This window comes from Bradyrhizobium algeriense, from assembly GCF_003062295.1.
In the GTDB taxonomy this organism is placed as follows: domain Bacteria; phylum Pseudomonadota; class Alphaproteobacteria; order Rhizobiales; family Xanthobacteraceae; genus Bradyrhizobium; species Bradyrhizobium algeriense.
In genome coordinates this window covers 40,135-54,288 of sequence record NZ_PYCN01000016.1, presented here as the reverse complement: position 1 = coordinate 54,288, position 14,154 = coordinate 40,135, and the positions used below count along the sequence as shown (strand labels likewise).

Genomic DNA, 14,154 nt, shown 5'->3' with positions numbered 1-14,154 from the left:
CGGAATGACGGGTGTTTGATTACGCACCGTCATTGCGAGCGCAGCGAAGCCATCCATCTATCCGCTCGCTGGGGCATGGATTGCTTCGTCGCTTCGCTTCTCGCAATGACGAGCGGAGAGGTTTGGGGCCCTCAAAACATCTCGAAATACTCGCGGTGCTCCCAATCCGACACCTCGGCCTGAAACCGCTCGATCTCCGCGTTCTTGATGTGGACGTAATAATCGACGAACTCCGCGCCCAGCGCCTGCCGAAAGAACGGATCGTCCTGCAGCGCGAACACCGCCTCGCGAAGACTCTTCGGCAGCAGCGCAGCCTTGGTCTCATATGGCGTATCCGCCGACGGTCCCGGATCTAGCTTGCGATCGACGCCATCAAGTCCTGATAGAATCTGCGAGGCCATGTAGAGATAGGGATTGGCCGCGGGCTCGCCGATGCGGTTTTCCAGCCGCGTTGCGCTATCGCCCGGGCCGCCGAGCACGCGGATCATGACGCCGCGGTTGTCGCGGCCCCATATCGCGCGGTCCGGCGCCAGCGAGTAGGAGCGGTAGCGCTTGTAGCCGTTGATGGTGGGGGTCGTGAACACGGTGGACGCGCGGGCGTGCTCCAGCAACCCTGCGAGATAGGCCTGGCCGAACTCGCTCAGCGCTTCGCCGGCAGCCTTCGTCATGAACGCGTTCTCACCGTTCGCGCGCGACACCAGCGATTGGTGCAGGTGCCAGCCGGAGGCAAATACATTGGGCAGTTTCGGCCGGCACATGAAGGTGGCGTGATAACCGTGGCGGCGGGCGATCTGCTTCACGGCGGACCGAAACAGCACCATGTTGTCGGCGGGCGTCAGTCCCTTGGTGGGCTGGAAGGTGAATTCGCACTGGCTCGGGCCGAACTCGACCTCGACCGACCGCAAGGGCAGGCCGAGCGCCAGCACGTCGCGCCGGATGATTTCCAGCGCCGGCTCCATCTGGTCGTAGCGCTGCTCGGTCAGGTATTGATAGCCGTGCGAGAGCAGGCTCACGGAAGGGGGGCGCCCGGGCTGGCCGGCATCCTCCGGCGCCATGTGCGCGTCGTCGAGCTTGAAGAGATGGAATTCGACCTCAAGGCCCGCGACGAAATCGTAGCCGCGGCTTCCCAGTTGATCGAGCACCTTGCGATAGAGATGGCGCGTGGCGAACGGCACCGGGCGGCCGTCGCTGAAATAGAGATCGCACAGCAGCCAGCCGGTGGTCGGTGCCCATGGCAGCACGCGAAACGTGGTTGGGTCAGCCACCATCAGCACATCGGCGGCGCCCTCCATCTCCTTCATGCCGAAGCCGCCGCCGGCCGTGAACACCGGGAACACCGTCTTGTGCGAGGTGTCCTTGGCCAGCATCGTGGTGGTGATGGAGCAGCCGCTCTCCAGCGACGCCAGCGCTTCGCTGGCCACCAGCGTCTTGCCGCGAAGGATGCCGTGCTGGTCGGGGAATGACAGCCTGACGACTTCGAGCTTCTGCTCCTCGACGATTTTGCGCAGGCGGCTAGCCGCCTCTTCCTGCTCTTTCGACCACAGCCCGTGACGTTTCACAAAACTCAACGCGTCACTCCCGCGAGTCTGAATTGAACAATTGAAATTGCTATATCGACCGTCATTGCGAGCGCAGCGAAGCAATCCATAGTGCCGCAAGCGTTGGCATGGATTGCTTCGCTGCGCTCGCAATGACGGGGAGAGACCATCACTCCGCCGCCGACAAAGCCCGGATCTTGCCGGCGATCTCGGTCGGCACCGGCGCCGCCCACGGCGCGCCGCGGCGGCGTTTGACGTCGACTTCCATCCAGTAGATTTCCCAGCCGCGCGTCGGCCCGATGCCGTCCATGGTGGCCGGACCCTGGATGCTGCGCGCATGCGCGCTGTCCAGGAACATGAACGGCTTCTCGCCGCCGACCACCTTTTCGATTTCCTGCCGCAGCAGGCGGCGATACTGCACGATCGCCTTGTCCGAGGTGCCCAAATGCTCGTTGGTGCGGTCCTGGATCGCGCCCATCGATTCCACCGCCCACTGGTCGTGGACGTTGATGTCGACCCCCATGCCGGTATAGGTCTCGGTTAACTGCTCGTGCGGATCGAAACCGTAATCGTTGCTCTTGTTCTTGCGCGATTTGTAATCCGGCAGCTCGTACAATTCGAGCCGCTGGTCGCGCATCTTCTTCTTGTCGACCGGCGCGGAATAGCTGGTGAAGATCGCATACCAGTAGCAGTTCTCGTCATCGACCGGCACGTGCCACTGCGTGATCGTCATCTCCTGGCTCATCGGAATCACGAAGCCGTGCGGGAAGAGCTGGTTGGTGACGCGCACATGCGTCCGCTCCTCGTCGATCTCGCGCAGCGCGATCAGCCGCAGCCCGTATTCGGTGTGCTCGACATTGATGATCGGGTTGTCGTATTCGCGCAAAATCTTCGTCATCGGCATATCGCTTCCGGCGGAAGCGCCGCGGAACTGCTTGCCATAGGCAGTGGAAGTGTCCTCGTCCTCGAAGAAGCGGTGCAGGAACGAGGCGTGCGCCGGATCGATACCGACTTCCAGCGCCTGCAGCCAGTTGCAATTGATGTGGCCCTTGAACGCAAACGTATGGCTGTCGGGCGCGACGAAGCAGTCGATCTCCGGAAACGCCGGTGGTTCGCCTTCGCCCAAATATGCCCAGAGGATGCCGCTCTTCTCGACCACCGGATACGAGCGCTGCTTGATGCCCTGGCACAGTTTTGAGTCCTTCGGCTCCGCAGGCGTTTCCAGGCATTGGCCTGAGACGTCGAACAGCCAGCCATGGAAGGCGCAGCGCAGCCCGCCATTCTCCAGCCGGCCGAAGGCGAGGTCGGCGCCGCGATGTGCGCAGTGGCGATCGATCAGGCCGTAGTGGCCTCCCTCGTCGCGAAACAGCACGAGGTTTTCGCCGAGCAGTTTGACCGGCCGAACCGGCCGCGGCCCCTGCAGCTCATCGACCAGCGCCGCCGGCTGCCAATACATCCGCATCAGCTTGCCGCAGGGGTCCTTGCGCCCGGTGCGGGTAATCAGGTCGTTCGCTTCCTGGCTCATCATGGCGAGAGGTCTCCGGGAGATTTGTTCGCCTATTGAACTTCTGTGCGATTTTAGCGTAGGCTGAGCGTTAGGCAAGCGGATTATGGAGGCAGCGATGCCGAAGCTTAAGCGCGTGGGGGACGCAGACAACCGCGGCGCGACCGATTTCATCGAAAGCCTCGATCGCGGCCTGCGGGTGCTGGAGGTGTTCGGCGGCAGCCGACAGCCGATGACGCTGAGCGACCTCGCCAAGGCCGCCGACCTGCCGCGCGCGACCGCGCGGCGGATTCTCTTCACGCTCGAACGCGCCGGCTTTGTCGCCACCGACGGCAAGCTGTTCCGCCTGATGCCGCGCGTGCTGGTGCTGGCTTCAAGCTATCTCGCTTCCAACCATGTCGTCTCGGTGCTGCAGCCTGCGCTCGACCGGCTGTCGGGCGAGGCGCAGGAAATTTCGTCGATGGCGATCCTCGACGGCAACGACGTCGTCTTCATCGCCCGTGCCAGCCCGACGCGGATATTTTCTGCGGGCATCGATATCGGCTACCGGCTGCCGGCGTTCTGCACCTCGGTCGGCCGCGTGCTGCTGTCACGATTGCCCGACGACGAACTGGCCGTGGCGCTCGACAAGATGGACCTTGCGCCGCTGACGCCGTTCACGGTGACCGACAAGAAGCTGCTGCTGAAAACGATCATCGCCGATCGTGCCCAGGGCTATTCGCTGGTCGATCGCGAAGCCGAGCCCGGATTCCGCTCGATCTCCGTCCCGGTCCGCCGCTATGACGGTACGATCGTCGCCGCCATCAACATGGGCGCGCATGTCGACCGCGTGTCCGCGGCCGAGATGGTCGAATTCTTCCTGCCGCGATTGCGCGAGGCGGCGGCCTCGGTCAAGTCGATGCTGGTGTGAGCCCGAAATGGCTGGCGATGTAGTGTGCGGTCAATTCCGCCGGGACCGCCTCCGTATCCAGCTTGAGGCAATCGGGCCGCGGCACGGCGGTGAGGTCGTAGTTGTCGAGCTCCCGGATCAGGTGCTCCCCTGAACTTATCTTGCGCCGCGTCACGCGGTCGGGATTGCCGACCCTGCGCAAGGCTTCTTCGCGCGAGCAGTGCAGGAAGACCGGAAGCAATTTTGCGCCGCGCCGTTGCACGATCTCCTCGAACTGCCCGAATTGCACACGGTCGTCAGGTTCGGCATAGCAGAAGGTTGTGACCAGCAGCGGCACGCGATGTTCGGCGGCAGCATCAAGCGCCGAACATCTGACGTCATGGACAAGCTCCCAGAAGCCGGGCGCGCCGAAGTCGAAGATCGTAAGCGCCAGATCGATGGCGGCGTGATTGTCCATCAGCCGTCCCGGCACAATCCGGAGCAGCGCCTTTGCAACTGTCAGCTTGCCGACCGCGGGCGCCCCATGGTGAAAAAGCAGTTTCATGCGCCATCAGTATCGCGAAAAGTCTGGTCCGCGGGAACCGGTAGTTACGGCGCCATGAAACAATTCTTGGGCGGTCCAGGCGCCTTATGGAGAGGGCAAGCGCTTGAGTGCGGCTTCGATCGCTTCGAACTTGGCGACGATCTGCGGGGTCACGACATAGCGAAGGATGCCGGCGACCGACAGGCCGACGATCATCGCGACGATCGTGTACTGCGCCATCAACACCAGCAATATCGAACGCAGCCGGCGCCGCCGGACTTTCGGCGGTTTGGCGACAGCAAGGAGGGCGTCTTCGCCTTCAACCGTGCTCATGCGGTTCGACCGGACATGGCCGCACTCAGTATTCGGAAAGGAGCTGATCGAGGCGGGACTGGAGCCGCCTGTTGGCCCGCTCGCTGGCGCGCAGCTTGCGCGCCCAGTGTAGCGGAACGACGCCACTGTCCTCGTGCACATTGGCGAACACCAGGCCCGCCGCATCGCGGCTGCGCCAGACCATGCGCGCCGTACACGAGATTGCCTTGCGCTCGATTTCGAAGTCCACCTCGTCGGGGACGAGGCCCGCGCCCTCAAATTCGATCTTCGCGCCAAACATGCTGAAGTTGCGCACGGCGCAGGCGATCGTCGAATTGCGGCCGTTGAAGGTAACGAGGCCGCCGTAATAGACGCGCTTTCTGGATAGTTGACGGCGCTCGAGCATGGTTCCTCTCCATTCGATTAACGGATTGGTAACACAATTCAAAGGTGTGTTGCTGCACGAAACTCCTGCCGTGGTTAACCGCGGTCACGCGGTTACGAGCCGAGCCCGCCCCGACAGGCGGTAGTGTTATTGCAGGGAGATCAGGACGCCGCGCTGTGCAGGCCGAACGCGTGCTTGTCGTGCAGCACCGGCGCTACCGCATCGCTCAGCCGCGCCGCTGCCGCATCGACCGAAAGCCCCGCGGTGTCGACCACGGCGGAGGCGCGGGCGTAGAGCGGCTCGCGGCTGACCAGGATGTTGCGCAGCTCCGCCATCGCGGAGCGATCATCTGCCATCGGGCGCAGATCGCCCTGGCCGCGGACGCGGGCCATGTGTTCTTCCGGCTCGGCCTTGAGCCAGATGGTGTAGAACGACGACAGGATCAGGTCGAACGTCAACGGCTCGGAGACGATGCCGCCGCCGGTCGCCAGCACCATCAACTCTTTCCGCGCCAATAGCTGCGTCAGCGCTGCCTGCTCCATGCGGCGAAAGCCTTCCTGGCCGTAGAGCGCGATGATCTCGGCGACGGATAATCCGTTCTGCGCCTCGACCTCCTTGTTCAGTTCGACGAACTTCCAGCCGATCTTCTTCGCCAGCATCCTGCCGAGGGTGGATTTGCCGGCGCCGCGCAGGCCGATCAGGGCGATGCCGGCGAACGAGATCCGCCGCTGTGCCGATATGCCGCCGCCGGCGAGCGCGTCCTTGGCCTGCGCGATCTGGGCGGGCGTCGCCTTGCGTAGGAGGTCGCGGATGATGGCCCAGTCGGGCGCCGGCTCGGTTGCGGGGATGAGGTCTTCGAGATGCGCGCCCATCGCGTTCGACACGCGCCGCAGCAGCACGATCGAGACATTACCCTTGCCGCTTTCGAGCTGCGCGATATAGCGCTCGGAAATTCCCGACACCTTGGCGAGCACTTTTCGCGACATGCCGCGTAGCGCCCGCATGGTGCGCACACGCTGGCCGAGCTGCTCGAGAAAGCCGGTTTCGGGGTCGCTGGCCTCGGTCATTTCCCTCGTTCGGCTTTACCTGCTGGTGAACGGATTTCGGAAACATAGTGCCGATGAGGATTGACAGCAAGCGCAGCCGGTGTCTTTGTATGAATTATAATTCTTAAAACGCGGGGAGAAGCGTCGTGGGCGGCATGTCCGGTTCGTACAATGCGGTGACCTGGCTGCTCGATCGCAATATCGACGAGGGCCGCGGGGCCAAGCTCGCCTTTACCGATACCGTCTCCGAGCTCACCTATGGCGACCTGCAGCGGCAAAGCCGCCGGGTGGCCAACATGCTGCGCCGCCTCGGCGTCCGCCGCGAAGAGCGCGTGGCGATGATCATGCTCGACACGGTGGATTTTCCGTCCGTGTTCCTCGGCGCGATCCGCGCCGGCATCGTGCCAGTGCCGCTCAACACGCTGCTGACCTCGGATCAATATGCCTATGTGCTGGCGGATTGCCGCGCGCGCGTGCTGTTCGTTTCCGAGGCGTTGTATCCCGTCGTCAAGGACGTCGTCGCGCGGTTGCCGGATCTCGAGCACGTCGTCGTGTCGGGCAAGGACGCGCTCGGTCACAAGAAACTCTCCGACGAGCTGGCGCGCGAGAGCGATACATTCGCGACCGCCGCGACGCATCCCGACGAGCCTGCGTTCTGGCTCTATTCGTCCGGCTCGACCGGCATGCCCAAAGGCGTGCGCCATCTGCATTCCAATCTCGCTGCGACGGTGGATACCTACGCCAGACAGGTGCTCGGCATTCGCGAGAACGATGTCTGTCTCTCGGCGGCAAAGCTGTTCTTCGCCTATGGCCTCGGCAATGCGCTGACGTTTCCGATGTCGGTCGGCGCTTCCACCGTCCTGAATACCGAGCGCCCGACGCCGGCCACGATGTTCGCGCTGCTGAACAAGTATAACCCCAGCATCTTCTATGGCGTGCCGACACTGTTTGCCGCGATGCTCAACGACGAGACGATGAAGGATGCCCGCGCCGGCAACCGGCTTCGCATCTGCACCTCCGCCGGCGAGGCGCTGCCGGAGTCCGTCGGCAACGCCTGGAAGGCGCGCTTCGGCGTCGACATTCTCGACGGTGTCGGTTCGACCGAATTGCTGCACATCTTCCTTTCCAACGCGCCCGGCGACATCAAATACGGCTGCTCCGGCCGCCCGGTGCCGGGCTACAAGGTGCGGCTGGTCAATGAGGCAGGGGCTGACGTACCCGACGGCGAGGTCGGCGAGTTGCTGGTCGATGCGCCCTCGGCCGGCGAGGGCTACTGGAACCAGCGCGCCAAGAGCCGTTCGACCTTCGAAGGCCGCTGGACCCGCACCGGCGACAAATATATCCGCGACGCCGACGGCCGTTACACCTTCTGCGGCCGTTCCGACGACATGTTCAAGGTTTCCGGCATCTGGGTCTCGCCGTTCGAGGTCGAGAGCGCGCTGATCACCCACCCGGCCGTGCTCGAGGCCGCCGTCGTGCCCGAGGCCGACCCGGAAGGGTTGTTGAAGCCGAAGGCCTTTGTCGTGCTGCGCGCCGACGCCAAGACCGATGATCTGCATGAGGCGTTGAAAGAGCACGTCAAGCAGAAGATCGGCCCGTGGAAATATCCGCGCTGGATCGACGTGGTGGACTCCTTGCCGAAGACCGCGACGGGGAAGATTCAACGATTCAAGTTGCGGGATGGCGCATCGTAACCTCTCTCTCGTCGTCCCTGCGAACGCAGGGACCCATAACCACCGGCCTTCGTTGTGACCAAAGGTCTCGCGCATCACGCGTCAATGGATAGGCCGCGGCGTATGGGTCCCTGCGTTCGCAGGGACGACGGGAGCAAGGAGTGCGACGTCTGGATCACTTTCGGAAAGCTTACGACATGACAACCCTAACCCCCTCCGGCTTCCTCACCGTCGGCGCCTCCCATCTCGAATACCGCATGATCGGCCTGTCGCCCGAGGCCGCGCCGACCATCGTGGTGCTGCATGAGGGGCTCGGATCGGCCGGGCTGTGGGGCGACTTTCCCGAAAAGATTCAGGCCGCGACCGGCGCGGGCGTGTTCGTGTATTCACGCGCGGGCTACGGCGGATCGACACCGGTGAAACTGCCGCGGCCGCTCGACTACATGCATGTCGAAGCGCTCGACGTGCTGCCAAAGCTGCTCGACAAGATCGGCTTCCGCCGCGGCCTCCTGCTCGGCCATTCCGACGGCGCCTCGATCGCGACGATCTATGCGGGCTCGCGTCAGGATCACCGCGTTGAAGGCCTCGCGCTGATCGCTCCGCATTTCATCGTCGAGGATATTTCCGTCGCCTCGATTGCGCAGATCCGGAACGCCTACGAGACCACGAACCTGAAGGCGAAGCTTTCGCGCTGGCACAGGGATGTCGACAACGCGTTCTATGGCTGGAACGGCGCCTGGCTCGATCCGGATTTCCGCAACTGGGACATTTCGGAATACCTCGCCTATATCCGCGTCCCGGTGGCGATCCTGCAGGGTGTGGACGACCAGTATGGAACCATGCGCCAGGTCGAGATCGCGCAGGAAGAGTGCTACTGTCCGGTCGATGTGACTGTCATCGCGGGAGCGGGACATCAGCCGCATCGTGAAGCCCCGGGGGCGACGCTCGATGCGATTTCGGAATTCGCAAACGCGGTGTTGCACGTCGATGACGGCCCGCAGGGACGGGCCGCGTAACGCTTTTGTTTTTTCCGGGGCCGCGCCCCGATGACCACGCCGCCGCCAGCCACGGGCAATCTGCCGCTGCCACGATGGGCCTATGTGCCCGGCGAGCCCGAGAAATCCAGCGCCGATTACGAAACGCTGGCGCAGATCACAGCTCTGGTGCCGCCGCGCTTCGGCGGCTATGTGCCGGCGCGCCATCCGGCGCTGCGCTACGGCCTCATGCTCAACGACCACGGCTACTTCTGGGAGGCGCAGGAGATCCTGGAGGCGGTGTGGGCGGCGGCGCCGCAGGGCGGCCGCGAGCGGATTCTGTTGCGCGCCTGCATCCTGATCGCGACCGCGAATTTGCGGCTGCGCATGCAGAAGGCGCACGTCGCGGCACGGTTGCTGGGGGAGGCGCTTGGCGAGCTCGAGGCTTTGGGCGCGCGCGGCGCCGGCGGCGACGGGTTTGCCGACAGTTTTCCGGTCGCGGCGCTGGCGGCGCTGATCAAGGCCAAACTGGCCCAGCCGATGCTCACCAAGGCCGATGGGGTGGCATTCGCGGCTGCTGGCCGAACATGAAACAAAATGCATGTTCCGACGTTTTAAGCTAGACTTGCTCGAAAACATGCACTATTGTGCATCTAACGAACCAAGCAAAGCTTGAGAAAACGACCAAGCTCGAGAAAACGACAGAGGGTGGCTCATGGCCGGTGATGATCGCGTCCTCGCAGGCGGCGCGAAATACATCGATTTTCAAACCGATCCGCAGCGCTACCGGCACTGGAAGCTGGGCGTGGAAGGCGACGTGGCAACGCTGACCATGGACGTCGACGAGAATGGCGGCCTGTTCGAGGGCTATCAGCTCAAGCTGAACTCCTACGATCTCGGCGTCGACATCGAACTCGCCGATGCCGTGCAGCGGCTGCGCTTCGAGCATCCCGAAGTGAAGGCGGTGGTGATGCGATCGGCCAAGAACCGCGTGTTCTGCGCCGGCGCCAATATCCGCATGCTGGCGGGCGCCACCCACGCCCACAAGGTCAACTTCTGCAAATTCACCAACGAGACCCGTAACGGCCTGGAAGATTCATCGGAAAATTCCGGACAGCGCTTCATCACCGTCGTCAACGGCACCGCGGCCGGCGGCGGCTACGAACTGGCGCTGGCGACCGATCACATCATGCTGGCTGATGACGGCGCCGCCGCCGTGTCGCTGCCGGAAGTGCCGCTGCTCGCGGTGCTGCCGGGCACCGGCGGCCTGACGCGCGTCGTCGACAAGCGCAAGGTGCGGCGCGACCATGCCGATTTCTTCTGCACCATCGAGGAAGGCATCAAGGGCAAGCGCGCCGTCGCATGGCGGCTGGTCGACGAGATCGTGCCCAACAGCAAGCTCGAAGGCAAGGTCGCCGATCGCGCCAAAGAATTTGCCGCCGCCTCGAAGCGCAACGGCAACGGCAAGGGCATCGCGCTTTCGCCGCTCAACCGTACCATCGACGACAGCGGCATCCGCTACGGTTTTGTCAATGTCGATATCGACCGCGCGGCGCGGATTGCCACTATCTCGATCCAGGCTCCGGAGTCCGCCCCGCCGTCCGACATCGACGGCCTGATCGCGCAAGGCGCGTCGTTCTGGCCGCTGCAGGTGGCGCGCGAGCTCGATGATGCGATCCTTCACTTGCGCATCAACGAACTCGAAATCGCGATGCTGGTGTTCAAGTCGCACGGCGATGCCGCCAATGTGGTGGCCTGCGACACCTTCCTCGAAGCCAACAAGGCGCACTGGCTGGTCAACGAGATGAGGCACTACTGGAAGCGGGTGTTGAAGCGCATCGACGTCACCTCGCGCACGCTGGTGACGCTGGTGGAGCCCGGCTCCTGCTTCGCGGGCACGCTCGCCGAACTCGTGTTCGCCGCCGACCGCTCCTACATGCTGATCGGCTCGCGGCAGGGCGACAACCGCCAGCCCCCGGCGATCCAGCTCACCGCGATGAATTTCGGCCCCTATCCGATGTGCCACGGCCTGACCCGGCTGCAATCGCGCTTCCAGGCCGATCCGTCCGATCTGGAGCACGCGGAAGCCACCATCGGCACGACACTCGATGCGGAGGGCGCCGAAGAACTCGGCCTCGTCACCTTCGCGCTCGACGACATCGATTGGGACGACGAGGTGCGGGTGTTCCTGGAAGAACGCACTTCCTTCTCGCCCGACGGTCTCACCGGCATGGAAGCGAATTTGCGCTTCGTCGGCCCCGAGACCATGGAATCGAAAATCTTCTCGCGCCTCACGGCGTGGCAGAACTGGATCTTCCAGCGCCCCAACGCGGTCGGCGAAGACGGCGCGCTGCGCCGCTACGGCACCGGCCAGAAGGCGCAATTCGATATGACGCGGGTTTAGACAGGTATTGGTGCGTCATGGCCGGGCTCGTCCCGGCCATCCACGTCTTCTTTTCATCAGCAAGAAAAGACGTGGATGCCCGGCACATGGCCGGGCATGACGGCACATGTGCACAAAGGAGCACGGCCATGAACTTCATGAACGTCGACTATTCGACCAAGATCCCCAACAACGTGAATCTCAGTGAAGACCGCCAGGTGCTGAAAGCCCTGGAGGGCTGGCATCCCGGTTACATGGACTGGTGGGGCGACATGGGGCCGGAAGGTTTCCAGCAGTCGCTGGTGTACCTGCGCACCGCTTACTCCGTCGATCCGCGCGGCTGGGCCAAGTTCGACTACGTCAAGATGCCGGAATATCGCTGGGGCATTTTGCTGGCACCGCAGGAAGAGAACCGCGTCATTCCCTTCGGCGAGAACTACGGCAAGCCGGCCTGGCAGGAAGTCCCCGGCGAACACCGCGCTACGCTGCGCCGCCTGATCGTGATCCAGGGTGACACCGAGCCTGCCTCTGTCGAGCAGCAGCGCCATCTCGGCAAGACCGCGCCCTCGCTCTATGATTTGCGCAATTTGTTCCAGGTCAATGTTGAGGAAGGCCGCCATCTCTGGGCGATGGTCTATCTCTTGCAGAAATATTTCGGCCGCGACGGCCGCGAGGAGGCAGACGATTTGTTGCGCCGCCGCTCCGGCGATGCGGATAGCCCGCGCATGCTCGGCGCCTTCAACGAGGCGACGCCGGACTGGCTGTCGTTCTTCATGTTCACCTATTTCACCGACCGCGACGGCAAGATGCAGTTGCACTCGCTGGCGCAGTCCGGCTTCGATCCGCTGTCGCGCACCTGCCGCTTCATGCTGACCGAAGAGGCGCATCACATGTTCGTCGGCGAGACCGGCATCAGCCGCGTCGTGCAGCGCACCTGCGAGGCGATGAGGGAGGCCGGCATCACCGATCCCACCGATATCGCCAAGGTGCGTGCCTTGGGGGTGATCGACCTGCCGACCATCCAGAAGAAGCTGCATCTGCATTATTCGCTGTCGCTTGATCTGTTCGGCTCGGAAGTCTCGACCAACGCGGCGAATGCCTTCAACGCCGGCATCAAGGGCCGCTACAAGGAAACCCAGATCGACGACGACCATCAGCTCAAGAACGCCACCTATCCGGTGCTCAAGCTGGTCGACGGCGTGATCAAGCGCGTCGACGAGCCGGCGCTGACCGCGCTCAACATGCGCTTGCGCGACGACTACACGCAGGATTGCGTCAAGGGCATGCTGCGCTGGAACAAGATCATTTCGCTCGCCGGCTATCAGTACAAGCTGACGCTGCCGAACGTCGCGTTCCACCGCCACATCGGCGAGTTCAAAGATATCAACGCCACGCCGGAAGGCATCCTGATCGACGACGCCACCTGGAACCAACGCAAGGGCGAATGGTTGCCTTCGACGCAGGACGGCGACTTCATCGCCTCGCTGATGAAGCCGGTGACCGACGTCGGCGTCTACGCCAACTGGATCTCGCCGCCGAAGGTCGGCATCGACAACAAGCCCGGCGATTTCGAGTACGTGAAAATCGAAACCTGACCCCCCGCAATCGGGGAGCAGTGACATGGACCCCGACAGCGACCTTGAAACACTGAACCGCGACCAGTTGGTCGCGGAGGTGAAGCGTCTAAGGGCGGGTATCCGCACGCACAGGGACAGCACCGGTCACGACCTGTGCTGGCACCATCCCGATCTCTGGGGCCTGCTGCCCGAGCGGGTCACGCCCGAAGTGGCGGTACCGCCCTGGCCGAAATTTTTCCGCGGGTGTCTGCGATATCGCGAGGCGCTGGAGCGCGAACTGCCCAACGCGCCGAAGGCCGATTTCGAGTACGGGAAAGATTGACAAGTAAGAGGTCTTAACCTCGCCCCGCTTGCGGGGAGAGGTCGACGCGCTTCGCGCGGCGGGTGAGGGGGGTACAGGTCTGTCGTTAGATCACGCTGGTGGAGAGAGCCCCTCCCCCCGACCCTCTAAGGGCGAGCTTTGCTCGTCTCGACCCCGCGAAGAGCGGGGCGAGGGAGTGCACCGCCGACGCCGGACGACTTACCCCGCGATCTCAAGTCCCGCATTCGCGTAGACCACGCCGCCATCGACGGCGATGGTATTGCCGATCACGTAGTCGCCCGCGCGTGAGGCGAGATAGATCGCCACCCCCGCCATATCCTCGTCGGTACCGATGCGCTTCGCCGGAATGCGCTTTGCGACTTCGTCCGAGTGGTCGCGCGCGGCCCGGTTCATGTCCGACTTGAATGCGCCCGGCGCGATCGCGGTGACATTGATATTGTCCTTGACCAGTTTCGTCGCCATGCGCCGCGTCAGATGAATCACGGCGGCCTTGCTCGCAGCGTAGGAATAGGTCTCGCTCGGATTGACAAAGATGCCGTCGACGGAAGCAATATTGATGACCTTGGCCGGCCGCTCGTGCGAGGCCGCCGCGCGCAGCGGTTTCGCCAGCGCCTTGGTCAGGAAGAACAGCGACTTGACGTTGAGGTCCATGACCTTGTCCCAGCCGCTTTCGGGGAATTCGTCGAACTCCGCGCCCCAGGCCGCGCCTGCATTGTTGACGAGGATGTCGAGCTTCGGCTCCAGCTTGATGATTTCGCCTGCCAGCCTGTCGCAGCCTTCGACCGTCGAGATGTCGATCGGCAGCGCGATGCATTCGCCGTCATAGGCGGCGGAGAGTTCTTTCGCGGTCGCCTCGCAGGGCCCTGCCTTGCGTGCGGTGATGTAGACCTTCGCCGCGCCCTGCGCGAGAAATCCGGCCGCGATCATCTTGCCGATACCGCGCGAGCCTCCCGTCACCAGAGCGACGCGGCCGTTAAGCGAAAACAGATCCTTGAACATGTGTTCCTCCATTGCTTTGCCCGTGGTTT

The 14,154-nt window shown here is 63.5% G+C and carries 14 protein-coding genes; 7 read left to right on the top strand and 7 right to left on the bottom strand.

The window, feature by feature from the left end:
- Window positions 1-131 precede the first annotated feature (131 nt).
- Together C7G61_RS26285 and C7G61_RS26280 are read right to left on the bottom strand one after the other, a co-directional pair.
- Window positions 132-1,568: a glutamine synthetase family protein gene (locus tag C7G61_RS26285; protein ID WP_108519583.1), complete on the bottom strand. Its 1,437-nt coding sequence runs from the start codon at window positions 1,566-1,568 to the stop codon at window positions 132-134.
- Between the two features lie 139 nt (window positions 1,569-1,707).
- The gene (locus C7G61_RS26280; RefSeq protein ID WP_108519582.1) at window positions 1,708-3,066 is read right to left on the bottom strand and encodes an aromatic ring-hydroxylating dioxygenase subunit alpha; all 1,359 of its coding nucleotides are present in this window, start codon (window positions 3,064-3,066) and stop codon (window positions 1,708-1,710) included.
- Between the two features lie 94 nt (window positions 3,067-3,160).
- Between C7G61_RS26280 and C7G61_RS26275 the strand changes: the two genes are divergently transcribed.
- Complete coding sequence (locus C7G61_RS26275; protein WP_108519677.1) at window positions 3,161-3,952, top strand: IclR family transcriptional regulator domain-containing protein; 792 nt, start codon at window positions 3,161-3,163, stop codon at window positions 3,950-3,952.
- Here the strand turns inward: C7G61_RS26275 and C7G61_RS26270 are convergent.
- The 4 genes from C7G61_RS26270 to C7G61_RS26255 all read right to left on the bottom strand — a co-directional run bounded on the left by C7G61_RS26270 (window position 3,933) and on the right by C7G61_RS26255 (window position 6,218).
- Window positions 3,933-4,475, bottom strand: coding sequence for a DEAD/DEAH box helicase family protein (locus tag C7G61_RS26270; RefSeq protein ID WP_108519581.1), 543 nt, complete (start codon window positions 4,473-4,475; stop codon window positions 3,933-3,935). The two genes, C7G61_RS26275 and C7G61_RS26270, sit on opposite strands and share 20 nt — an antisense overlap.
- Window positions 4,476-4,559: 84 nt before the next feature.
- A complete protein-coding gene (locus tag C7G61_RS26265; protein WP_108519580.1) occupies window positions 4,560-4,787 on the bottom strand; it encodes a hypothetical protein in 228 nt (75 codons plus the stop codon).
- Window positions 4,788-4,812: 25 nt separating this feature from the next.
- The gene (locus C7G61_RS26260; protein ID WP_108519579.1) at window positions 4,813-5,172 is read right to left on the bottom strand and encodes a PilZ domain-containing protein; all 360 of its coding nucleotides are present in this window, start codon (window positions 5,170-5,172) and stop codon (window positions 4,813-4,815) included.
- Between the two features lie 140 nt (window positions 5,173-5,312).
- Entirely contained in the window at window positions 5,313-6,218 is a 906-nt protein-coding gene (locus tag C7G61_RS26255) for a helix-turn-helix transcriptional regulator (RefSeq protein WP_108519578.1), read from the bottom strand.
- A 134-nt stretch (window positions 6,219-6,352) separates the two neighbouring features.
- Between C7G61_RS26255 and C7G61_RS26250 the strand changes: the two genes are divergently transcribed.
- From C7G61_RS26250 to C7G61_RS26225, 6 genes are all read left to right on the top strand, one after another.
- The gene (locus C7G61_RS26250; protein ID WP_108519676.1) at window positions 6,353-7,891 is read left to right on the top strand and encodes a benzoate-CoA ligase family protein; all 1,539 of its coding nucleotides are present in this window, start codon (window positions 6,353-6,355) and stop codon (window positions 7,889-7,891) included.
- 176 nt (window positions 7,892-8,067) lie between these two features.
- Complete coding sequence (locus tag C7G61_RS26245; protein WP_108519577.1) at window positions 8,068-8,886, top strand: alpha/beta fold hydrolase; 819 nt, start codon at window positions 8,068-8,070, stop codon at window positions 8,884-8,886.
- Between the two features lie 30 nt (window positions 8,887-8,916).
- The gene (locus tag C7G61_RS26240; protein WP_108519576.1) at window positions 8,917-9,435 is read left to right on the top strand and encodes a DUF309 domain-containing protein; all 519 of its coding nucleotides are present in this window, start codon (window positions 8,917-8,919) and stop codon (window positions 9,433-9,435) included.
- A 124-nt stretch (window positions 9,436-9,559) separates the two neighbouring features.
- The gene (gene boxC, locus C7G61_RS26235) at window positions 9,560-11,248 is read left to right on the top strand and encodes a 2,3-epoxybenzoyl-CoA dihydrolase (protein WP_108519575.1); all 1,689 of its coding nucleotides are present in this window, start codon (window positions 9,560-9,562) and stop codon (window positions 11,246-11,248) included.
- A gap of 137 nt (window positions 11,249-11,385) precedes the next feature.
- Window positions 11,386-12,822: a benzoyl-CoA 2,3-epoxidase subunit BoxB gene (gene boxB / locus C7G61_RS26230; RefSeq protein WP_108519675.1), complete on the top strand. Its 1,437-nt coding sequence runs from the start codon at window positions 11,386-11,388 to the stop codon at window positions 12,820-12,822.
- A gap of 25 nt (window positions 12,823-12,847) precedes the next feature.
- Window positions 12,848-13,126: a hypothetical protein gene (locus tag C7G61_RS26225; protein ID WP_108519574.1), complete on the top strand. Its 279-nt coding sequence runs from the start codon at window positions 12,848-12,850 to the stop codon at window positions 13,124-13,126.
- Between the two features lie 198 nt (window positions 13,127-13,324).
- On the opposite strand, the gene C7G61_RS26220 is transcribed toward C7G61_RS26225, so the two are convergent.
- Window positions 13,325-14,125, bottom strand: a complete 801-nt coding sequence (locus C7G61_RS26220) for an SDR family oxidoreductase (RefSeq protein ID WP_108519674.1) — start codon at window positions 14,123-14,125, stop codon at window positions 13,325-13,327.
- Between the last annotated feature and the right edge of the window lie 29 nt (window positions 14,126-14,154).